Below are 21,931 nucleotides of genomic sequence, written 5' to 3' on the forward strand. Positions count from 1 at the left end.
GACGCGTCCCGAGCATTACCTGTTCGTCCGACGATGCCATGAGGCACCGACAAAAATCTGCGCAATATATGTGCGATGCCTGACTCACCCCGGACATGGTCATTGCCCCAACGCGTTCTGCATGGCTCCGGCCAGCACGTTGACCGCGAGGCCGGCGTTGCCGGATTGGCAGACTTTCGCCTGCAGCAGAACGTTCTCCCGCAGCCGGGTCTGCGCGAAACAGCGGCGATCGGTGCCCGCTTCCTGCTTGACCCACGCCTCGTCCGCCGGGCCCGCCTGCGCGCCCGCGAAGCTCCACACCTCGGTCCGGCCGTCCTCGAGGTGCATCGCGGTGGTCTGGCCCGAGCAGCCGGCGGTCCGGTCGACGACCCGGTGGAACGCCCGTGACGCGGCCTCGGCGGTCGCGAATACACCCACCACCTGCTTGGCCGCGTGGCTGTCATCGGTGGCCGTCGTCTGCGCCACGGCGCCGTTGAACGACGCCAGGTCCGGGTCGCCGTACACCTCGGGCAGTCCGATGTCGGCCCAGTTGTTGCACGCCGGGAGATCGACGAAGAAGCCCTGGAACGGCGCGGTGAAGGTGGACTCCCAGCCCATCGGTGCGCCGACCACATTGCCCACGGATCCCTTGCCCAGTACGGCGTACGACACCACACCCGGGTCCGACGGCCTGGCGGCAGCGGCCGGCGCCAGGGCCAGGGCCGCGGTGACGCAGGCTGTGAACCAGATCGGGCGCGCAGTCATGGCTTCGATGATGCCAGTTGCGGCCCTCGTGTCAGCCGGTCAACCGGGCGGTGGCCCCCGCATCGACCGGCAGGACCGTCCCGGTGATGTGGGTGCTGTCCGGGTGCGCCAGGAACATGACCGCCCGCGTGATCTCCGCGGGCTTCATGAAGGGCACCGGCTGCAGGTGCAACGACGCGAACACCGATTCCACGTCGGCGAGCGTCGGCTTTTCCAGATCGGGTCGCATGGTGCCGAACAACGCGTCGTTGAAGGTCATCGGGGTTTCGACGTTGCCGGGCGCCACCGCGTTGACGGTGATGCCGTACCCGGCCAGATCGTGCGCGGCGACCTTGGTCAGTCCGATGACGCCCCACTTCGAGGCGGCATACGCGGCCTGCGCGAAATTACCGCTGCGGCCCAGCATCGAGGACACCGTGACGATCCGGCCGAATCCGCGCGTGATCATCCCGGGCGCCACCGCGGCGATGGTGTTGAACGTGCCGGTGAGATTGGACCCGATCACTTCATCCCACTGTGCCGACGGGACATCGGGCAGCATCGCGATCGCACTGACGCCGGCATTGGTGACGGCGATGTCCACGCGCCCGAGCTCCGACTCGGCGCGGGCCACGAACTGCTCCAGCGCACCGCGGTCGGCCGTCGACAGTTTCGCTGTGAGACAACGCCTTCCGGTCGCCTCGACCATCTCGGCCGTGGTGGCCAGATCCGCTTCCGTCGCCAACGGGTATGCGATCTGGTCGCTGTTCTCGCACCGGTCGCAGATGGCGATATCCGCGCCCGCCTCGGCGAGTGCCACCGCGTGCGATCGGCCCATTCCTCGTGCGCCGCCGGTGATCAGCGCAACGCGGCCATCAAAGTCGCCCATACCGCTCCTATCTCAGTTCGGCTTGCCGGTGACCACGCAGTGGGTCCGGCTGTAGATGGTGGGCATGCACAGATTGCAGTGTGTGCAGCCCGATTTCACCGTCTTGTCGGCTTGGATACGGCCCAGCAGGTCCGGTTCGGCGAGCAGGGCCCGGCCCATCGCAACGAACTCGAAACCCTCGGCCATGGCCAAATCCATGCTCTCGCGGTTGGTGATGCCGCCGAGCAGGATCAGCGGCATCGACAGTTCGGCCCGGAACTGCCGGGCCTGCTCGAGCAGGTAGGCCTCCTGGTACGGGTACTCGCGGAAAAACTTGTGGCCGCTCATCCGGATGCCCCAGCTGATCGGCGGCCTGAAATTCGCGGCGAACTCCTTGACCGGGGCATCACCACGAAACAGGTACATCGGATTGACCAACGAACTGCCCGCGGTGAGTTCGAGCGCATCCAGGGCGCCGTCCTCTTGCAGCCAGGTGGCCGTCTGCAGCGACTCCTGGATCGGGATACCGCCCCGGACGCCATCGCTCATGTTGAGTTTGGCGATCACCGCGATCCGATCACCCACAGCCTCCCGTACGGCCTGCACCGTGCCGCGGGCCACCTTGGCCCGGTTGTACAGCGAGCCACCGAACTCATCGCGGCGCTTGTTGATCAACGGCGACAGGAACGAGGACGCGAAGTAGTTGTGGCCCAGGTGCACCTCGACGGCGTCGAACCCGGCGTCGATCGCCAACCGGGCGGCGTTCGCGTGCGCGGCCATCACCTCGTCGATATCGGCCCGGGTGGCCTTGCGGGCAAAGCGCATCGACAGCGGATTGAACAACCGCACCGGCGCCAACGCCGTGGCCTTGTTGGTGCGGGCATTGGCGACCGGGCCGGCATGCCCGATCTGCGCGCTGATCGCCGCCCCCTCGCCATGCACCGCCGCGGTCAACCTCTGCAGCCCCGGGATCGCCTCCGGGCGCATCCACAACTGCCACCCATCGGTACGCCCACCCGGGGCCACCGCGCAATAGGCCACCGTCGTCATCCCCACCCCACCCGCAGCGGGCAGCCGGTGATAACGGATCAGATCATCGGTGACCAGCGCATCCGGCGTCGCCGCCTCGAACGTCGCGGCCTTGATGACCCGATTACGCAACGTGATCGGACCGAGCTTGGCCGGCTGGAAGGGATCGGGTGCCATTCTGCGCGGATTCCTTTCGATAAGTCGTGCTGCAACAACGTCTTTCACGGCTTAGCACCGTGCTGGGTGGCAGTTCCGGGCGGAATCTGGAACGGGTCGGCGGCCTGGCCGGACAGATTGGCGAGCGCACCGATCAGGAAATCCGGCGGATTGACGATCTCGGACAGCCGCGGCATGTTCGGGTCGAGGGCCGATGTGGTGAGCATGTTTTCGCCGAGCCGCCGAAGGGTGAGGTCGAACGTCGAAAAGACGTTGAGATAGTCGCCTCGAACGGCGTTACGCAGGTACTTCTGGGAGAACGGGAACGTGGGCAGGATTTCCAGATCGTGAATGAAGTCGTCGGCGTTGTCGTTGAGGGCCTTGATGATGGGAAATGTGTCCTTGACATCGGTAGCGAAGTCGTCCTTGGTCTGCGACAGAACGCGTTCGGCAGTCGACGCCAATCGGCGCAGTGCGGCGAACGCCGCGACGATGTCGGCGCGATTTCGGTTCAGGGCATCGAGTGCGGCGGGCAGCGTCTCCAGCGTCCGCGCCAGCGCGCCGGCGCCGTGCGCCAACGCTGCCGCTGTCCGGTCGACGCCTTCGATCGCCGTGATGATGGTGCCCGTTTGCGCATCGAGGAAGCCGGTCAACTCGGCCAGCTTCGCCACCAATCCGGTGAACGTCGTCGCGCGGCCGGCCACGGCGGCGTAAGCCTCGTTCGTAATATCCTGCAGGGCACCGAGATTGCCGTTGTTGACGATGACACCGAGCGCGGCCAGCACCTCTTCGGTGGTGGGATAGTGACCTACCCGGCTGAGCCGGAGGTACGCGCCGTCGGCCAGCTTGGCGGCTGCCGGCCGCGCGGTCGGGGGCACCAGTTCGACGTGCTGGGAGCCCAACAGCGAGGTTTGCCCGACCATCACCGACACGTTTTCGGGGAGATCCACGTGGCGGTCCAGCGAAAGACGAACGGCCGCATACACGGTGCTGTCGGCGCGCTGCCTGACGGCGACGCCGGAGACGCTTCCCACTGTCACGTCGCCGACCTTTACCGGCGAATTCTGCGGCAGGCCAACGACGTTGTCCAGCTCGACGGTCACCTCGAAGGAGCCCGGGCCGTGGCCGGCCGTGCCCGGCAACGACAGGGAATTCAATCCGTCGAACTGGCACCCCGACAAAGCGGCGGCAACACAGGCCAGGATCGCGCGGCCGCGCAGCCCGATACGGCGATCACCCATTCTCCGAGCACCGGCCCTTCGATGGGTCGGGAGCTCCGCCGATGGGAATGATGATGTCGCTACCCGCCGGCCCGCTGAGCTTGATCTTGCTGGAGCAGAAGAAGATGTTGAAGAACGCACCATACGCGCCAAGTGAATTGAGCCGCAGATAGCTCTCGGCGAGGGGCTCGATGGCGGCGTTGACCTCCGCCTTGCGCTCGTAGACCCGCTGCGCGAAGGGACGCACATTCTCGAGGACGCCCTGGACCGGCCGCCGGGAGCGTTCGAGCATCTGGGTCAGCTCCGCCGACGACGCGGCCAGCGGGCCGATGGCTCCGGCGATGGGGTCACGGTCATGCGCCAGACCGGTCAGCAGTTGCTGGAGCGTGTCGATACTGGTGCCGAACTGCCGGCTCTTCGAATCCACGCTGCCGAGCACTGTATTGAGGTTGGTGACGACGTCGCCGATGAGCTGATCGCGGCCGGAGAGATTCTGCGCGAAGTTTCCTGTCGTCGAAAGCAGTTGGGACACAGCACCGCCCTGGCCCTGGAGCAGATCGATGACGGCGGCGGTGATGGCGTTGACCTTGTCGCCGTCGAGGCCCTTGAGCACGGGACGCAGGCCGCCCAGGAGCGCGTCGAGATCCACGGCGGGCTGGGTGTGACTCAGCGGGATGGTCGCCCCCGCAGCCAGCTCGTGCAAATCTCCTGCGGCGAAGGCCAATTCGAGATAACGGTCGCCGGTGAGGTTCAGATAGCGGATGACGGCCCTGGTCGACGTGTAGAGGCGGTAGCGCGAATCAACACTGAAGAGCACGTCGACGGTGTTGTCGGCGCGCAGCGACACGCGGTCGACCTTGCCCACCGGCAGCCCGGCCATCCGCACGTCCTGACCGGCTGTCAGACGTGAGGCATCGGTGAACTGGGCGTGGTACCGCTCGCCCGACCCGAACCGGAACTGGCCGAACACCACCACCAGCGCGGCGGCGACCAACAGCATCACCACGGTGAACGCAGTCACCTTCGCCCCGGCGGCCATCGCCAACCTCCTTAATTAGTGATCCAGTGGTACACTAATTACCGGCATGGCGTCAATGGCATCGCCGACAGTCGGGTGCTGTGATGATGGACCCGTGAGCAGTCAGTCAGGCCCGGGCCGGCCACGGGACGCGAGTATCGACGATCGCGTCCTGACGGCGACCCGAGAGCTCCTGTCAGAGGTCGGGTTTCAGGATTTGAGCATGCGCCTCGTTGCGCAGCGCTCCGGCGTCACGCGCGCCAGCCTGGCTCGGCGATGGCCGTCGAAGGGCGCGTTGGTCATCGATGCGGTGATGGGCGTGGCACCCGACCTGACGCCGTTCGATGGCACCGATGTCTACGGCTGGATCGATTTCGTCGTCCGCGGCAGCCGTGCCCTGTTCAACCGCCCCGATATGAAGGCTGCGGCACCCGACCTGACCCAGGCCCTGGTCGAAGACAAACAGCTGGGGCGGTCGCTGTGGAATCGGTTCACGGGACCGGCGGTCGAACTGTTCGCCGACGACGTCGGAGCACAGACCGCCGAGGAGCGGCGCAGTGCGGAACTGGATGCGCGCGCCGTCCTGATCATGGCGGCGGGTGCCGCCATGTACGTCTCCACCATCGCCGCCGACGACGACTCCACCGAGCTCGAGGAACGGATCGTCGAGCTGCTGACCACGGGCTATCGAGCAGTGGTCGCGAACCGCCTGGCGGCCGACGGGCAGGCCTAGAGCAGACGACAGGCCGCACCCTGCGCGGGCACGGCCTGTCGTGTGATGCGGGACTGTGGTGGTGTCAGCGACCGGGCTGAGCCGGTCCGGGCTGGCCGGGTGCTTGCGGTCCGGGGCCACCGGGGCCCTGTCCGCCGGGACCCTGCCAGCCGGGGCCCTGCCCGCCGGGACCCTGCCAGCCGGGTCCGCCGGGGAACATCGGGTGCCACATACCGCCGCCGCGCGGTCCGTGGCCCTCGCGGAACTCCGCGGTGTCATGCCCGCGGTGGTGCTTGTGCCAGCCGTGGTGGCCGCCGCCGGAATGCGCGCCGAGAATGAAGCCGGAGAAGAAGATCGTCGCGACGATGAACACGATGCCCGCGACGATGCCCACCCAGGCCAGCACCTTGTTCAGCTTGCTGGGCTTGTGCTCGGCGGGCGGCGTGGCCACTGCGGTGGCCGTTGCTACGGGCGGGAAGGAGTCCGTCGGGGTGTCCGGCGCCTCTGGCGTTTCTTTAGGGGTTTCGTCACTCATGCCATCGATGATCCGTCCGTCAACCACTGCTGCGGCTAGGTTGCGCGTAAGAATCAGCTATGAGGCGCGCGGCGCGGTAGCGTGGCCTGTGTAGCGGAGCTTCGGCCGGGCTTTGGGGGCCGGCCGACGCTCCGATATCAGCACGCGCGGCAGAAAAGGTGAGATGTCCAGAACCACCCTGCGCGGCGCGGCTCTCGCCTGCGGCACCGCGTTGCTCCTGACCCTCACCCCGGCGTGCGCGAAGCAGACCGCCGTACTGACGGGCCCGGCTCCGACGGCGTCGCCCACGGCTGCCTCCCACACCCAAGCGCCGGCACCGACGACCAAGAGCAAGTCCGGGCTGCCCGTCTGCCAGCTGTCGTCGCTGCCACCCGAGACCACCACCACGGTCGACCTGATCCACCGCGGCGGGCCGTTCCCCTATTCACGCGACGGCATCGTGTTCGGCAACTTCGAGCGCCGGCTGCCGAACCAGCAGCGCGGCTACTACCACGAGTACACGGTGCCCACGCCGGGCGCGAAGACGCGCGGCACCCGACGGGTCATCACCGGCGGCGAGCCGCCGACCAACCCACCGGAGTTCTACTACACCGGCGACCACTACGAGACGTTCTGCCAGATCGGAGGAGCGTGAAGACGTTCACCGTGCGGGGTGCGCGGATCCATTCCCGCGCAGACCTTTTCACCGAGCTGGGGCACGCCGTCAACGGCAGCGGCGGCTACTTCGGCAGCAATCTGGACGCACTGGCCGACTGCCTCGGCGGCGGCTTCGGCACGCCGGACGACGAGCCGTTCCGCTTCGTGCTGACCGACAGTTCAAAAGCCAAGAAGGCGTTGGATTCTCACACCTGGTCCGGACTGCTCGAGGTGTTCGACAGCGCCGGCGTCGACCTGGTGCTGCGCTGACGACAGCGCCTAGGACTTGACCGGATTCACGGCGAACTGGATGACGCGGTAGGGCGCGGTATCGCGCGGCGTGGTGTTCCACTGGCTGACCAGGATGCGCAGTTCATCGAGCGTCGAGCCCGGCGAGATGTAGCCGCCGTACGGCTGTGCCAGCTGATTGTCTTGCGGCTCAGGCAGTTCGTCGGCCTGCTCGGGCCAGCCGCCGGCCACGACGACCGTCGTCACCGGCGCGGTGCCGAGTTCCGTCGGCGTGTTCGCGACGCGGACCTCCATGTTGCCGGTGCTGCTGTTGAAGTACGACAGCACGGTCTTGCCGTCGACCTGCTTCATGCTCATCTCGCCGGTCAGGTCGCGCCACAACGGAGTCGGCGGTTTGCCCCAGCCCGCTGTGGCGGACCAGCCCTGCCAGCTGGATCGGTCCGTGAACGCCTGCGGCGTGGCCCGGTAGAGGTAGGCCGGGCTGCTGCGGTCGAAGTTGTTGGCGACCAGGTAAACCCAGCCGCGCGGTGAGTCCGCGGTGGGCACCGGGTCGTAGTAGCCCGTGATCTGACTCTGCGCTCCCCCGGCATAGCCGGCCGGCCGCACCGAACCCGGCACGGTCGGCCACGCGCCGCGCGCCGGGTCGGCCTTGACCAGTCGCGAACTCGCCGGTCTGAGGTCGCGCGTGGTGGTGATCAACAGGTAGTTCTCCCGGTTGATGCTCACCACACCGGCCGGAAGTTGCGACGTGCCAGGAACTTTGGCGTCGGCGAGCAGCGGCTTGTCGATGCCCATGACGCCGCGGTACCGCAGGCCATCCGGCGAGTTGATGGAGTCAGTATCGACATGCAGTGCGACGGGCGCGTACCAGCCGCCGAATCCGACACCCTGCCCCGCGAAGCTGTCGCCACAGACCTGAAGGATGCCGCTCGGGAACTCCATGAATTCACAGAGATCCGTCGCACCGATGCCGTAATCGGCTGTCGGCGTGCCGGTTCCGGCCACCGGACCGATGCGTGTCACCTGCCCGACGGCCAGCGGTTTGAGCACCGGAGTCGGTACCGGCGCAGGCGGATCCGCATGCGCCGCCGGCACCCCCATGCCGAACCCGAGCACCAGCGCCGCGACCGACGCTGCCCCCGCCCGCAAGATCAGCGCGTGGCGAGCATCTCGGCGATCTGAACAGTGTTGAGCGCCGCGCCCTTTCGCAGGTTGTCGCCCGAGACGAACAGTGCGAGGCCACGACCGTCGGGCACGCCCGGGTCCTGGCGGATGCGGCCCACCAGCGAGTCGTCGGCACCGGCGGCGGCCAGCGGCGTCGGCACGTCGACCAGCGAGACGCCGGCCGCTTCGGCCAGCAGCTCACGGGCCCGCTCAACCGAAAGCGGCTGCGCGAATTCGGCATTGATCGACAGCGAGTGTCCGGTGAAGACCGGCACGCGCACGCAGGTGCCACTCACGGCCAGCTCCGGGATACCGAGAATCTTGCGGCTCTCGTTGCGCAGCTTCTGGTCCTCGTCGGTCTCGCCCGAGCCGTCGTCGACGAGCGAGCCGGCCAGCGGGATGACGTTGAAGGCAATGGGCGCAACGTATTTCACCGGTGCCGGGTATTCCAGCGCCGAGCCGTCGTGCACCAGCTGCTCGGCACCGCCGATGACGGCGCGGGCCTGCGACGCCAGTTCGTCGACGCCGGCGAGTCCGGAACCGGACACGGCCTGGTAGCTCGACACGATGAGGCGGGTCAGGCCGGCCTCGTCGTGCAGCGGCTTGAGCACCGGCATGGCGGCCATCGTGGTGCAGTTCGGGTTGGCGATGATGCCCTTGGCGAGCTGCTTGCCGCGGACGTCGCGCTCGAAGTTGACCTCCGAAACCACCAGCGGCACATCGGGATCCTTGCGCCATGCCGACGAGTTGTCGATCACCGTCACGCCGGCGGCGGCGAAGCGCGGGGCCTGCACGCGCGACATGGTCGCGCCGGCGGAGAACAGCGCGATGTCCAGACCCGACGGGTCGGCGGTCTCGCTGTTCTCGACCTCGATCTCCTGGCCGCGGAACGTCAGCTTCTTGCCCTCGGACCGCGCCGAGGCGAAGAACCGCACAGAGGTCGCCGGAAAGTCGCGCTCTTCGAGAAGTTTGCGCATGACCTGGCCGACCTGGCCGGTCGCACCCACCACACCGATGTTCACCATGACTAGCGCCCCGTTCCGCCGTACACCACGGCGGCCTCTTCACTGGCGAAGCCGAAGGCCTCGTGCAGCGCCGAGACGGCCGTGTCCAGCTCGGTGTCCTTGACCAGCACCGAGATTCGAATCTCGGAGGTCGAGATCAGGTCGATGTTGACGCCGACCTCGGCCAGCGTCTCGCAGAACTTGGCGGTGACGCCGGGGTGGCTGCGCATACCGGCGCCGACCAGCGACACCTTGCCGATGTGATCGTCGTACAGAACCTGAGAGAAACCGATCTCGTCCTTGAGCGACGTCAGCTTCTCGACGGCGCCCGGGCCGTTCTCGCGCGAACAGGTGAAGGTGATGTCGGTCTTGCCGTCCTCCACCTTCGAGATGTTCTGCAGCACCATGTCGATGTTCACGTCGGCGTCGGCGACCGCGCGGAACACCTTGGCGGCATAGCCCGGCACGTCGGGCACGCCGACGACGGTGACCTTCGCCTCGCTGCGGTCGTGCGCGACTCCGGTGAGGATGGCGTCTTCCATGGGGATGTCCTCGATCGATCCTTTGACGATGGTGCCGGTCTTGTTGGAGTACGAGGACCGGACGTGAATCGGAACGTTGTAGCGGCGGGCGTATTCCACGCAGCGCAGCATCAACACTTTGGCTCCGCAGGCCGCCATCTCCAGCATCTCCTCGAAGGAGACGGTGTCCAGATGACGGGCATTGGGGACGATGCGTGGATCAGCGGTGAAGATGCCGTCCACGTCGGTGTAAATCTCGCAGACATCGGCGTTCAGCGCGGCGGCCAGCGCCACGGCGGTGGTGTCCGAACCACCACGGCCCAGCGTGGTGACGTCCTTGCTGTCCTGGCTGACCCCCTGGAAGCCGGCGACCAGCACGATCAGGCCCTCGTCGAGGGCGTCGCGCAGACGGCCCGGGGTGACGTCGATGATCTTGGCGTTGCCGTGCGTGCCGGTGGTGATCACGCCGGCCTGCGAGCCGGTGAACGACCGGGCCTGCGCGCCGAGGGACTCGATGGCCATGGCGACCAGCGCGTTCGAGATGCGCTCACCCGCGGTGAGCAGCATGTCCATCTCCCGGGCCGGTGGCGCCGGGGAGACCTGGCGGGCCAGATCCAGCAGATCATCGGTGGTGTCGCCCATGGCCGAGACCACGACGACGACGTCATTGCCGGCCTTCTTGGTTTCGACGATTCGCTCGGCGACTCGACGGATTCGCTCGGCGTCCGACACCGAAGATCCGCCGTACTTCTGGACGACGAGCGCCACTGTTCGCGTTTCCTTCTCTGAATTGGCAGCAAGCATTCGCATCAATGCTGCTCCAAGGATAAGGGAGGGGTGAACCCGATTTTGTTGCCCGGTCACCTGCCGGACCTGCAGGGCGGGAGACGTTCGTCACTCCCGCCCGGATCAGAAGATGTCGGTGAGCTTCCGCTGTGCCGGGCAGGCGTCGGTCAGCGCCTTCATCTGTTCGGTGATCTGCGCGTTGATCGCCGACAGCTGGTAGGCCTCGGTCGGCGCGGGGGCGCCGGGCGCCCGGCCCTGGGCGGCGATCCGGTAGGCGTCCAGCGCCGAGGCGAACTGCGAGGCCAGCGTCGCCAATTGCACGGCGTTGGCGGCAACCTTGTCGCCGGTGACCTTCTGCGCCCGCTCGGCCATACCGTCGGCCCAGGCCCGGTAGGCCGTCTCCTCGGCGATGGTCGGGACGCCATTGTTGTTCTTGTCGATCTTCGACTCGATCTGCACGGCCTGCGCCTTGTTGTAGTCGAGCATGTCGCGCACCGGTTTGCACTCCGGCGTCGGCCCGCGGAACTCGGTCTGCCACACCACGAGGCCGATGACGACGGCGAGCGCGACCGCGATGCCGATCTTCCAGCTGCGGTCCAGGCTCAACAACCATCTCGTCAACACGGTCGAACTGTATCGGCACAGCTGGCACCACGCCCATTACACCTGGCCAGGACGTTGTCACCCGACAGCCCGACCTCGTTTTGGCGATCTACCGGACCGGAGTAAACTCGCCAGTGATGTATAGCGCGCGGGTGCTCCTCCTCGGACGCCGCGACGGGGTCTGATCCGACCGGCCTCCCGTCGCGGGGGTTTGAGATGCGCCGGTCCTGACCTTCTTCTAGGTCCCATCAAGACAGACCGGAGCAAAAAACCGTGACCACCTACTCTCCCGATTCTTCTGCCGACTCCTTCTCGTCGGTACGCGCCATCACCACCCCGTCCGGCCCACGCCGTGAGGGCCAGCCGTCCTGGAACACCCAGCGCAATTCCGCGATGCCGGTCAACCGGTATCGCAGCTTCGCCGACGAGGTCGAGAAGATCTCCCTGCCCGACCGCACGTGGCCCGACAAGGTCGCCACCGTGGCACCCGGCTGGTGTGCGGTCGACCTGCGCGACGGCAACCAGGCCCTGATCGATCCGATGAGCCCGGAGCGCAAGCGCCGGATGTTCGACCTGCTGGTCCGCATGGGCTACAAGGAGATCGAGGTCGGCTTCCCGTCGGCCAGCCAGACCGACTTCGACTTCGTCCGCGAGATCATCGAGCAGGGCGCGATTCCCGACGACGTCACCATCCAGGTGCTGACGCAGTGCCGGCCGGAGCTGATCGAGCGCACCTTCGAGGCCTGCAACGGCGCGCCGCGCGTGATCGTGCACTTCTACAACTCGACGTCGATCCTGCAGCGCCGCGTGGTGTTCCGCGCCGACCGCGAGGCCGTCAAGAAGATCGCCACCGACGGCGCGAAGCTGTGCGTCGAAGAGGCCAAGAAGTACCCCGGCACGCTGTGGCGCTTCGAGTACTCCCCCGAGTCCTACACCGGCACCGAGCTGGAGTACGCCGTCGAGGTGTGCAACGCGGTCGCCGAGGTCGTGCAGCCCACGCCCGATTGGCCGCTGATCGTGAACCTGCCGGCGACCGTCGAGATGGCGACGCCGAACGTCTATGCCGACTCGATCGAGTGGATGAACCGGCACCTGACGCCGCGCGACTCGATCATCCTGAGCCTGCACCCGCACAACGACCGCGGCGAGGGCGTCGCGGCCGCCGAGCTGGGCTACCTGGCCGGCGCCGACCGCATCGAGGGCTGCCTGTTCGGCAACGGTGAGCGCACCGGCAATGTCTGCCTGGTGACGCTGGGCCTGAACCTGTTCAGCCGCGGTGTCGACCCGCAGATCGACTTCTCCAACATCGACGAGATCCGTCGCACCGTCGAGTATTGCAACCAGCTGCCCGTCGCCGAGCGCCACCCCTACGGCGGCGACCTGGTCTACACGGCGTTCTCCGGCAGCCACCAGGACGCCATCAACAAGGGCCTGGACCAGATGAAGGTCGACGCAGATGCCGCCGACGCCGACGTCGACGACATCCTGTGGCAGGTGCCGTACCTGCCCATCGATCCGAAGGACGTCGGCCGCACGTACGAAGCCGTCATCCGCGTTAACTCGCAGTCCGGCAAGGGCGGCGTCGCCTACATCATGAAGGCCGACCACGGGCTGGTGCTGCCGCGCCGACTGCAGATGGAGTTCAGCCAGGCCATCCAGAAGATCACCGACGGTGAAGGCGGCGAGGTCTCCCCGAAGGAGATGTGGGACGTCTTCAATGAGGAGTACCTGGCGCCCATCACCCCGCTGGAGCGCATGCGGCAGCGTGTCGACGCGTCCGAAGAGGACGGCGGCACCGACACCATCACCGCCATCGTGAAGATCGACGGCGAGGAGCGCGAGATCGTCGGGGCCGGCAACGGCCCGCTGGCGGCGTTCACCGACGCGCTGGGTGCCGTCGGCTTCCACGTCAACGTCCTGGACTACTCCGAGCACGCCATGTCGGCCGGTGAGGAAGCTCAGGCTGCGGCCTACGTCGAGGCGTCGATCGGCGGCAAGACGGTGTGGGGCGTCGGCATCGCGCCGTCGATCACCACGGCGTCGCTGCGGGCCGTCGTCTCGGCGGTGAACCGGGCCGCGCGCGGCTAGTCGACGACTGTCAGCTCGGCGCGCCCGGCTCCTCCGACACCCGGAGGACCCGGGCACACCAGCCGACCGCCTGTTCCGCAAAGTCTTGTGCGGTAACGGTTTTGGTCTCGTCGAGCAGCCGTTCGTTGATGAGCGTGGCGACGCCGCCGACACAGAAGAGCGCCGCGTCGAAGCTCTCCTGATCGGCGTCGCGGTCGGGCTGCAGTAACGCCAGGATGGCGGCAGCCACCCGGTGTTGCGCCATCCGGATGTGCTCGGAGACCGATTCGATGTGCCGGGCGTCGGTCAGGAAGATCCGAACGGCCAGCGGGTCGCTCTCGGCATGCTCGATGAACCCGGCCAGACCCAGCGTCAGCCGCGTCTGGACCGTCGCCGACTCGGGCGCACTCCCTCCGGCCAGCATCGCGGCGAACGGCCCTTCCAACACGTCGTCGATGACGGCGCCGATCAACGCACCGAGGCCGGCAAACTGCTCGTAGAAGTAGCGGTCCGTGAGCTTGGCGCGCGCCGAGACCGCACGGACACTCAGCGCCGACAGCCCGCCTTCACGCCACAACGACTCGGCCGCGTCCAGTAGCAACCGCCGTCGATCGGCCCGTCGCTCCTCCGCTGACCTGCCGGAGTACCTGCGCTGCGGCGCGCCGCCCGATCCGTCGTCAGCCATCTGGCGCAACCCCTCCCTCCGACTGCCACATGATGTCAAAATCCGAAGAAGGAAGACGGACACCGGTTTCAAACTCGGTCTTCTGGCAATATTACCGACGAGTAAGGTTCAGGGTTCATCTACATAGTGGGGTGGAACATGGCAGCACAGCTCGCCGAGCAGGTCACGTTGGTGGCCGCCGCCGGAACCGAAGGCGGGGGCGCCGCCCTCGACCAGGTGATCGGGATGTCCGTGGCCACGGGCATCATCACGGCCGGCCTGTTGTGGATCGGCTATCTGCACCGGCAACGCCGCATCACCTGGCTGAAAGACCTGGCCGACAAGGCCGGCCGCAAGATGAACCGGCCCAGCTGGGTGGCGCTGCCCTCGCTGCTGTTCATCTCGACGATCATCTGCGCGATGTTCGGCTTCATCTGGGATGTCAGCCTGCACATCGGCAAGGGCCGCGACGCCGGCCCGCTGGCCAACCCGGCCCACTACTTCATCCTGGTCGGCCTGTTCCTGCTGTTCATCGCCGGCTCGCTGTCGATCATCCTGCCGTACGACAAACCCGGTCCGGCCGCCATCAAGATCACCAAAACCTGGTACGCGCCCGTCGGCGGCGTGCTGATGGCCGGTTGCGGCCTGTACGCGCTCATCGGCTTTCCGCTCGACGACATCTGGCACCGGATCTTCGGTCAGGACGTCACGCTCTGGGGCCCAACACATTTGATGCTCATCGGCGGCGCCGGTCTGTCGCTGGTCGCCACGCTGCTCCTCGAGCGCGAGGGTGATATCGCGATGGGCGCCGACGCCCCGGCCGCCCGCAACAAGGTGCTGCCGTACCTGGCCTTCGGCGGTCTGGTGATCGGTCTGTCGGTGTTCCCGGTCGAATACGACTTCGGCGTCGAACAGTTCCGGCTGGTGCTGCATCCCATGCTGATCGCCGCCGCCGCGGCCATGTCGCTGGTGGCCACGCGGCTCACGCTCGGGCGGTTCTCCACCTTCGGCGCCATCGCCTTCTCCTGGTTCATCCGGGGCCTGGTCATCCTGGCGGTCGGGCCGATTCTCGGTTCTCCGTACAGCTGGTTCGCGCTCTACCTCGGCTCGGCCGTCGTCGTGGAACTGATCGGGCTGACGCCCCTCGTCAACCGTCCGATCCTGTTCGGCGCGGTGGCCGGTCTGGGCGTGGGGACCGTCGGGATGTGGCTGGAATCGTTCTGGGTCGACTCCATGTTCCGCACGCCGTGGCCCAGCAGCATGTGGGGTGAGGCGCTGACGATGTCGACGCCCGTCGCCATCGGTATGGGTATGTGCGGCGCGCTGCTCGCCATCGTGCTGTCCGGTCAGCGCCTGCCCGCGCGGCCGATCGGTATCGGCATCGTGGTCGCCACTGTCCTGGTGATCGGCGCCGCCGTCACCAATGGCCTGAATGTCACGGTCCCGGAGCACGCCCGCGCGCAGATCACCCTCACCGATGCACCGAGCCCCGCCGGTGAGCGCCTGGTGAACGCCGACATCCAGATCACGCCGACCAACCTCGTCAGTGACGACCCGGAGTGGGTGACGCTGATGGCGTGGCAGGGCAAGCTCGCCAATGAGCGCGGCCTGGTCGTCGACCACCTGCAGCAGGTGGGTCCGGGCCACTACCGGTCCACCCGGCCGATCCCCGTCTGGGGCACGTGGAAGACGGTGCTGCGCGTACAGGACGGGCGGACGATGGCCGCGGTCCCGGTGTATCTGCCGGCCGACCCCGGTATCGGTGCCGAGGAGACACCCGCGATCTCGACGACCCGCGACTTCATGGAAGAGATCAAGGTCCTGCAGCGCGAACGCAACCTCGACGTGCCGTCGTGGCTGTACCCGGCGGCGTCCCTGATCGTGCTGGTCTGCTCGCTGATCCTCATCGCGTTGCTGAGTTGGGGTGCGGGACGGATCAATTCGCGTGAACAGTTCAGCGCCACCGAGACCAGGGAACCCGTCGGACAGCCGTGACCTATCTCGCCGATCACTCGCTATTGTTGGCACTGCCGGCGTTCGCTCCTGCTTTCGTCGTGGCCGGGGTCGTGGCCTGGGTTGCCATGAAAGACCGGCGCGCCGGCTCCGACGGTGACGAAACCGACTCGGAGACACCAGGTTCAACCGATGAGGACGGTTCCGCGTGACCTTTGTGAAGACCTTCGCCGTGGCCGGCGCTGTCGCCCTGGCGCTTGCCGGCTGCGGTGGCAACGACAAGTCGACCGGCAGCTCACCGAGTGCCACCGCAAGTGCCACACCGCAGTTCAGCAACCAGCAGGCCCCGCCGGCGCGCGTCTACGTCGACGTGACCATCGCCGGCGGCACCGCCACGCCACTCAACCAGCAGGTGCAGGCCAAGCTCGGCGAGCCGATCATCCTGCGGGTCAACAGTGACGCCGCCGACCAGCTGCATGTGCACTCGAGTCCCGAGCACACCTTCGACATCAAGCCGGCGAAGGATCAGCAGTTCCAGTTCACGGTGAGCGTGCCGGGCAAGGTCGATGTCGAGCTGCACCACCTGGACAAGACGGTCGCCACGATCACGGTGCAGTGACCTCTTCGGTCCTCGCGCACGGGCTGGGCGGATCGACTGATCTGCCCATCCCCGTGACGTACGCCCTGATCGGCGCGGCATGGGCGTTGACCTTCACCTTCGCGGTGGTGGCACTGGCGTGGCGCAAGCCGCGGTTCGATCCGCAGACGCCGGGACGCCCGTTGCCGCGCTGGGTGACGACGGCCGTCGACGCGCCCGCCACGCGCTGGACGGTCGGGCTGCTGGCTCTGGCGTTCGCGGTGTGGGTCGCGGTGGCGTCCATCGTCGCGCCTGCCGGATCCGGCAACCCGCTGCCGGGAGTGTTCTATGTACTGCTGTGGGTCGGAATCGTCGCGCTGTCAGTGCTTTTGGGCCCAGTGTGGCGGGTGTTGTCGCCGGTGCGGACCATCGCCCGGCTGCTGCGGCTGAGCCGGGACGCGTATCCCGCGCGGCTCGGCTATTGGCCGGCGGCGGCCGGGCTCTTCGCGTTCGTCTGGCTCGAGCTGGCCAGCCCTGACCCGGGTTCGGTTGGCGCCGTGCGTATCTGGCTGCTGGTCTATCTCTGTGTGACGCTGACCGGGGCGGTCGTGTGCGGCACCCGGTGGTGCTCGCATGCCGACCCGTTCGAGGTGTACAGCGTGGTGGCGTCACGGTGTGCGCCGGTGCGGCGCAACGCCGATGGGCAGATCGCCATCGGCAATCCGTTCAATCACCTACCCACACTGCCGGTCCGGCCGGCCACGGTGACGGTGCTCGCGGTGCTGCTGGGCTCGACGGCCTTCGACAGTTTCTCGGCGACGCCGACATGGCGGGGGTTCGTCGAAGCGCACGCGCACGGCGGCTGGCAGGTCACCGCGATGAAAACCCTTGGGCTGGCGGTGTTTGTCACGACGGTCGCGCTGTCGTTCAGCCTCGCTGCCCGCGCCACCGGCGGCGTGGACCGCGCGCGGCGCCGGGAGCTGCCCGGTTTGATGGCGCACTCCCTCATCCCGATCGTCATCGGCTACGTGTTCGCGCATTACCTGACCTATCTCGTCGAGAAGGGTCAGCAGACCGTCTTCCAGCTCCTGGGCCTGCACGATGCGCAGGTGTATTACGTGCTGTCCATGCACCCGTCGGTGCTGGCCACGACGAAGGTGTTGTTCGTGGTGGCGGGGCACATCGCGGGCGTCGTCGCCGCACACGACTGCGCGCTGCGCGTACTGCCCAAGCGCCATCAGCTCACCGGGCAGCTCGCGATGATGCTGGTGATGGTCGGCTACACGTTCACGGGGCTGTACCTGCTCTTCGGCGGTTGACGCCTGAAACCTTGACATCGCCGGGGCGCGGCACAAAACTGAGGACACACGTCATCAGATGGAGGTGGCATGACAGCCACAGTGCCCGCGGAACCCACGCTCAAGCAGTTGCACGGCCGCGCCTTCGCGTCGCTGTACGACGAAATGGACTACCAGGTCGCACGCATCGACGGCACCCTGCCACCCGAGCTGACCGGCACGCTGTTCCGCATCGGCCCCGGCAAGTTCGAGGTCGGCGACACCGTGCTCAAGACCATGTTCGACGCCGACGGCATGGTGTCCCGTTTCGTCCTCGACGGGAAGTCCGTGCGTTTCACCAACCGCTATGTGCGCACCAAGCAGTACCGCAGCGGCGATGTGATGAGCCAGCGCGGCATCACCACCAACGCCCCGACCCTGCGCGGCAACCTGCTGCCGCCGGCCAACACCGGCAACACCAACATGGCCACGATCTGCGGCGAACTCCTGGCCATGTGGGAGGGCGGCCCGCCGTACCAGATCGATCCGGACTCACTGGACACGTTGGGCTACAAGCGCTTCGACGGTGACCGCCTCGGCTATCTCGGCTCCTTCTCCGCCCACCCGAAATGGGATCCGCACACCGGCGACGTCTACAACTTCGGCCTCGACCTGCTGCCCACGCCGCGACTGCGGTGCTTCAAGGTGGACCGCGCCGGCCGGAGCCACCAGATCAGCTCACTGAAGTTGTGGGACATGGTGTGGAACCACGACTTCGCCCTCACCGAGAACCACATGGTGTTCGTGCTGGATCCGTTGCGCCCCAACATTCCGACGCTGCTGCGAACCCGATCGCTCGCGAAGGCCCTCGAATACCAGACCCGCAACGGCTCGACGCGGTTCGCCCTGGTGCCGCGGGACGGGTCCAAGCCCCGCATCATCGAGCACGAGGCACTGACGCACATCCACGTCACCAACGCCTTCGAGGACGGCTCCGACACCGTCGTGGAGTTCTTCCGGTTCGAGGACTCGGACATCTTCGGCAAGCTCGGTAAGGCGTGGCAGGACCCGGCCGATCCGACCGATCCCCGTGCGCACCTGACCATCGATGAGTGGCCCCGCGGACACCTCTCGCGCTTCCGCATCAGCAAGTCGGGACGAATCAGCGAGACGGTGCTATCAGCAACGGCGCCAATGGAATTCCCGCAGTACGACTGGCGCCGTTCGACGCTGCAGCACAACGTCACCTACGCCTGCAAGGCCACCGAGGACGTGGGCCACTACAACGCGGTGACGCGCATCGACCACCGAACCGGCGTACAGACCACGTTCGATTTCGGTCTGGCCCAGACGGGTGAACCGTTGTTCGTACCCCGCTCCCGCACGGCCGCCGAGGACGACGGTTGGCTGCTGGTGCTCAATCACGATCTGCGGAGCCATCGTTCGCAACTCGTGATCTTCGATGCCCGCACCATCGAGGACGGGCCGCTGGCCACTGCGCATTTGGAGCACCACTTGCCGATCGGGTTCCACGGCACATTCAGCCGGCGCATCGCGGGCTGAACACCCGCTTTCGGCACCGGCCCAAGCCCTGGGCAGCCTCGTGCCACGCCGCACCCGATCGGTGGTGGCGGTGACTCACCTTGCAGGACTGTCACTTTCGCCATCGGCGTCCTCACCTTCGGTCGGGTAGAGCGTGGGGTGGTGGTAGTGGTTGGTTCGGGGTTGGCCGACGTCCAGTAGTGGTGGTGGGGTCCAGTGGGTTCTGCCGTGGGGGCCCATGGTGGTGGTCCAGCCGCCGGTGTCGGCCAGGCGGTTGTCGCGGCCGCAGGCCAGGGTCATGGTGTCGATGTTGGTCAGTCCGTCGTCGCGCCAGTTGGTGATGTGATGAGCCTGCGAGCGGGAGGCGGGGGCGGTGCAGTTGGGTCGGGTGCAGCCGTGGTCGCGGGCGAACAACGCAAACCGTTGTGCTGTGCTGGCGGTTCTGGCTGCTCGGCCCAGATAGAGGGGTTGGCCGGTGTGGTTATCGAAGATGGCGAGGTAGTTGTCCGAGCCTTGCGCGGCCATCCGCACCAGATCCTTGACCGGCAGCTTGGTACCGGTGTGGGTGAGCGCCATCCCGACGCGCTTTTCCAGGTCGGTGACGGTGCAGGTGGCGACCACCGCGACCGGGAACCCGTTGTGCACCCCGGAGGTTCCGGTGGCCAGCATCATCCGGCCCACGAATTTGAACGCGTCGTACTGCCGCTGCGCCACAGTCCTTGTGTCGTTGTCGATCTGTTCCTGGGTCGGGGTCCCGGAGTAGCAGGGCTGCGGATCGGCCGGGTTGCACATACCCGGGGCGGCGTACTTCTCGAACAACACGTCCCAGTAAGCCCGCCCTTCGGGGTCGAGTTCGGCGGTGACGTCGGTGCGTCCGTCAGGCCGCTGCTTGCCCATGACGAACGACCGCTTCGGGTCCGGCTCGTCGTCGTCGGGTTCGGGGCCGTCCTGATCCAGCTTGTACAACAGGTCCGCCGCGACCTTGCGGAGGTCTTCGGGGGTTTTGACCCGGGCGTCGGCCACCAGATCGGTTTCGCACTGCAACAACGTGACCGGGTCGGCCGCCCACAACGGGACCTTGCCGAAGAACCAGGTGATCACCTGCACGTGCTCACTGTTGATCGCACCCTCGGCCAGCGCGGCGGCCACCAGTTCCCACACCGGACCCAACGGCTCCCCGGTGATCGCCGAGCGCGGGCCCAGGTGGTCGCAGTCCCGCACCCTCCGGCGGGCCTCCTCCCGGCTGATCCGCAACCGCACATGCAACACCTCAGGCCAATCCTTGGCCCCGATGTCTTTGGCCGTGGCTTGGGTCTGTGCGGCCGCCAAAATCTGGTGATCGACAGCCTCGGCCGCACACCTCAAGGTTTCGCGGCGGGACTGCAACTCCAACAACGTCGGCACATCCAGACCGCTGTAATCCAGGGACGCCAGCCGCGCATGCGCCGCCTCGTAGGCGGCGTACGCCTCCTCGACAGCAGCCGGATCACCCAATCCCATACGTCGAACACTAGTTCGAACCACCGACAAGAAAACGCCGCAAATGTGACGCTAGTTACGCACTGTGACCAGCGAAATCAAAGTGACCAAAGTTTTTAGCAGAGACTGCTAGAACAGCATGAACTGGTCGCCGGCCGGGGTCCGGTCGACGAATTCCTCGACATCCGAGCCGCCGACCACATGGCCCAGCAGCGTCATGAATTCGGCGTCGGAAACCAGCGGCACGCCGAGCTCGCGAGCCTGATAGCCCTTGCCCTGCGCGGGCGCCGGCTCGTTGCAGATGACCAGCGAGGTCTGGGCGTCGACGCTGTCGGAGTAGGACAGCCCGACGTGCACGATGCGCTCGATGATCTCTTCGTGCGTGCGGACCATCTCGGCCGACAGCGCCACCCGCATGCCCTGCACCAAGGGCTGTCCCGGCACGAACCGGCCCGGGTTGGCGTAATCACATGGCAGCCGGGACGCCAGCACCTTCAGCGGCCGGAGTTCGTCGTGTGTGATGGCGCCACTGGGCCAGCGCTTACGACCCACATTCCGAATGGGCAGCCAGCGCCGGTGCTCACGCGCCGCAGCCAGCGCCGGTTTGAGGATCTGGGCCAGCACCATGGCGTCGTCGAGGGCGTCGTGCGGGCGAATCTGCGTCGCGCCGTAGTGCGTCGCGAGCGTCTCGAGGCGCAGGTTTTCGGTGCCCAGGTTGAGCCGGCGGGTCAGCTCGACGGTGCACATGACGCTGTCGACGGGCAGCACCGCGCCGACGCGCTCGCACTCGGCGGCCAAAAAGGCGTAGTCGAAACCGGCGTTGTGGGCGACCAGCGTGCGGCCGGACAGCACGGCAGCCAGGTCGCCGACGACCTCACCGAACGTCGGTTGTCCCGCGAGCATCTCGGAGGTCAGGCCGTGCACGTGCGTGGGGCCGGGATCGACGCCCGGATTGAGCAGGCTGCTGAACGAATGCTCGACGTTGCCGTCGTCGCCGAGGGCCAGCGCCGCGACGCTGATGACGCGGGCATGGCCGGGATCGAAACCTGACGTCTCGACGTCGACGACGGCCCAACCCGCACCGGCATCGGTGGCCGGTCGGCCCCAGCCGAGGTTGGTTTCGCCCACGTGGCAAGGATGGCACGGAC

At 67.1% G+C, this 21,931-nt stretch carries 21 protein-coding genes; 8 read left to right on the forward strand and 13 right to left on the reverse strand.

Annotated features, from left to right (window positions below):
- Positions 1 to 99 precede the first annotated feature (99 nt).
- The 5 genes from ACJH7A_RS10060 to ACJH7A_RS10080 are packed head-to-tail and all read right to left on the reverse strand — an operon-like array spanning position 100 to position 5,035.
- Entirely contained in the window at positions 100 to 744 is a 645-nt protein-coding gene (locus tag ACJH7A_RS10060) for a sensor domain-containing protein (protein WP_406801868.1), read from the reverse strand.
- A 31-nt stretch (positions 745 to 775) separates the two neighbouring features.
- Positions 776 to 1,612 (reverse strand): mycofactocin-coupled SDR family oxidoreductase, encoded by an 837-nt coding sequence (locus ACJH7A_RS10065; protein ID WP_406801869.1) that lies wholly within the window; start codon positions 1,610 to 1,612, stop codon positions 776 to 778.
- 12 nt (positions 1,613 to 1,624) lie between these two features.
- Complete coding sequence (locus tag ACJH7A_RS10070; protein WP_406801870.1) at positions 1,625 to 2,797, reverse strand: NADH:flavin oxidoreductase; 1,173 nt, start codon at positions 2,795 to 2,797, stop codon at positions 1,625 to 1,627.
- Between the two features lie 44 nt (positions 2,798 to 2,841).
- Entirely contained in the window at positions 2,842 to 4,017 is a 1,176-nt protein-coding gene (locus ACJH7A_RS10075; protein WP_406801871.1) for an MCE family protein, read from the reverse strand.
- Complete coding sequence (locus ACJH7A_RS10080) at positions 4,010 to 5,035, reverse strand: MCE family protein (RefSeq protein ID WP_406801872.1); 1,026 nt, start codon at positions 5,033 to 5,035, stop codon at positions 4,010 to 4,012. The genes ACJH7A_RS10075 and ACJH7A_RS10080 overlap by 8 nt, the downstream gene beginning before the upstream one ends.
- Positions 5,036 to 5,090: 55 nt before the next feature.
- Here ACJH7A_RS10080 and ACJH7A_RS10085 point away from each other — a divergent pair, with 55 nt between their 5' ends.
- Positions 5,091 to 5,747 carry a helix-turn-helix domain-containing protein gene (locus ACJH7A_RS10085; protein ID WP_318985357.1) on the forward strand — a complete coding sequence of 219 codons (657 nt, stop codon included), beginning with the start codon at positions 5,091 to 5,093 and terminating at the stop codon, positions 5,745 to 5,747.
- 64 nt (positions 5,748 to 5,811) lie between these two features.
- Here the strand turns inward: ACJH7A_RS10085 and ACJH7A_RS10090 are convergent, their stop codons facing one another.
- Positions 5,812 to 6,261 (reverse strand): hypothetical protein, encoded by a 450-nt coding sequence (locus tag ACJH7A_RS10090; RefSeq protein WP_406801873.1) that lies wholly within the window; start codon positions 6,259 to 6,261, stop codon positions 5,812 to 5,814.
- A 163-nt stretch (positions 6,262 to 6,424) separates the two neighbouring features.
- Between ACJH7A_RS10090 and ACJH7A_RS10095 the strand changes: the two genes are divergently transcribed.
- Both ACJH7A_RS10095 and ACJH7A_RS10100 read left to right on the forward strand, forming a co-directional pair.
- Positions 6,425 to 6,895, forward strand: coding sequence for a ribonuclease domain-containing protein (locus ACJH7A_RS10095; RefSeq protein ID WP_406801874.1), 471 nt, complete (start codon positions 6,425 to 6,427; stop codon positions 6,893 to 6,895).
- Positions 6,892 to 7,167: a barstar family protein gene (locus ACJH7A_RS10100; protein WP_212807362.1), complete on the forward strand. Its 276-nt coding sequence runs from the start codon at positions 6,892 to 6,894 to the stop codon at positions 7,165 to 7,167. The genes ACJH7A_RS10095 and ACJH7A_RS10100 overlap by 4 nt, the downstream gene beginning before the upstream one ends.
- Before the next feature lie 9 nt (positions 7,168 to 7,176).
- Here ACJH7A_RS10100 and ACJH7A_RS10105 read toward each other — a convergent pair whose 3' ends face one another.
- The 4 genes from ACJH7A_RS10105 to ACJH7A_RS10120 all read right to left on the reverse strand — a co-directional run bounded on the left by ACJH7A_RS10105 (position 7,177) and on the right by ACJH7A_RS10120 (position 11,245).
- On the reverse strand, positions 7,177 to 8,247 hold the full coding sequence (locus ACJH7A_RS10105; RefSeq protein WP_406801885.1) for a DUF4185 domain-containing protein: 1,071 nt from the start codon (positions 8,245 to 8,247) through the stop codon (positions 7,177 to 7,179).
- A 50-nt stretch (positions 8,248 to 8,297) separates the two neighbouring features.
- Positions 8,298 to 9,335, reverse strand: a complete 1,038-nt coding sequence (locus ACJH7A_RS10110; RefSeq protein WP_406801875.1) for an aspartate-semialdehyde dehydrogenase — start codon at positions 9,333 to 9,335, stop codon at positions 8,298 to 8,300.
- Between the two features lie 2 nt (positions 9,336 to 9,337).
- Positions 9,338 to 10,603, reverse strand: a complete 1,266-nt coding sequence (locus ACJH7A_RS10115) for an aspartate kinase (RefSeq protein WP_061001435.1) — start codon at positions 10,601 to 10,603, stop codon at positions 9,338 to 9,340.
- A gap of 141 nt (positions 10,604 to 10,744) precedes the next feature.
- A complete protein-coding gene (locus tag ACJH7A_RS10120) occupies positions 10,745 to 11,245 on the reverse strand; it encodes a hypothetical protein (protein ID WP_225433761.1) in 501 nt (166 codons plus the stop codon).
- A 252-nt stretch (positions 11,246 to 11,497) separates the two neighbouring features.
- On the opposite strand from ACJH7A_RS10120, the gene leuA reads away from it, so the two are divergent.
- Positions 11,498 to 13,312, forward strand: a complete 1,815-nt coding sequence (gene leuA / locus ACJH7A_RS10125; protein ID WP_406784022.1) for a 2-isopropylmalate synthase — start codon at positions 11,498 to 11,500, stop codon at positions 13,310 to 13,312.
- 10 nt (positions 13,313 to 13,322) lie between these two features.
- Here leuA and ACJH7A_RS10130 read toward each other — a convergent pair whose 3' ends face one another.
- Entirely contained in the window at positions 13,323 to 13,976 is a 654-nt protein-coding gene (locus tag ACJH7A_RS10130) for a TetR/AcrR family transcriptional regulator (RefSeq protein WP_406801876.1), read from the reverse strand.
- Positions 13,977 to 14,114: 138 nt separating this feature from the next.
- Here ACJH7A_RS10130 and ACJH7A_RS10135 point away from each other — a divergent pair, with 138 nt between their 5' ends.
- The 4 genes from ACJH7A_RS10135 (at position 14,115) to ACJH7A_RS10150 (ending at position 19,325) form a co-directional block, all read left to right on the forward strand.
- A complete protein-coding gene (locus tag ACJH7A_RS10135; protein WP_406801877.1) occupies positions 14,115 to 15,950 on the forward strand; it encodes a hypothetical protein in 1,836 nt (611 codons plus the stop codon).
- 166 nt (positions 15,951 to 16,116) lie between these two features.
- Positions 16,117 to 16,527, forward strand: coding sequence for a hypothetical protein (locus tag ACJH7A_RS10140; RefSeq protein ID WP_406801878.1), 411 nt, complete (start codon positions 16,117 to 16,119; stop codon positions 16,525 to 16,527).
- Positions 16,524 to 17,804, forward strand: coding sequence for a hypothetical protein (locus tag ACJH7A_RS10145; RefSeq protein ID WP_406801879.1), 1,281 nt, complete (start codon positions 16,524 to 16,526; stop codon positions 17,802 to 17,804). Before ACJH7A_RS10140 ends, ACJH7A_RS10145 begins: the two co-directional genes overlap by 4 nt.
- 69 nt (positions 17,805 to 17,873) lie before the next feature.
- Positions 17,874 to 19,325, forward strand: coding sequence for a carotenoid oxygenase family protein (locus ACJH7A_RS10150; protein WP_244872743.1), 1,452 nt, complete (start codon positions 17,874 to 17,876; stop codon positions 19,323 to 19,325).
- A 75-nt stretch (positions 19,326 to 19,400) separates the two neighbouring features.
- Here ACJH7A_RS10150 and ACJH7A_RS10155 read toward each other — a convergent pair whose 3' ends face one another.
- Positions 19,401 to 20,804 (reverse strand): DUF222 domain-containing protein, encoded by a 1,404-nt coding sequence (locus ACJH7A_RS10155; protein WP_406801880.1) that lies wholly within the window; start codon positions 20,802 to 20,804, stop codon positions 19,401 to 19,403.
- Positions 20,805 to 20,912: 108 nt separating this feature from the next.
- Positions 20,913 to 21,911, reverse strand: coding sequence for a DEDDh family exonuclease (locus ACJH7A_RS10160; RefSeq protein ID WP_406774041.1), 999 nt, complete (start codon positions 21,909 to 21,911; stop codon positions 20,913 to 20,915).
- Between the last annotated feature and the right edge of the window lie 20 nt (positions 21,912 to 21,931).

Source organism: Mycobacterium sp. SMC-17, from assembly GCF_045310915.1.
Lineage (GTDB): Bacteria > Actinomycetota > Actinomycetes > Mycobacteriales > Mycobacteriaceae > Mycobacterium.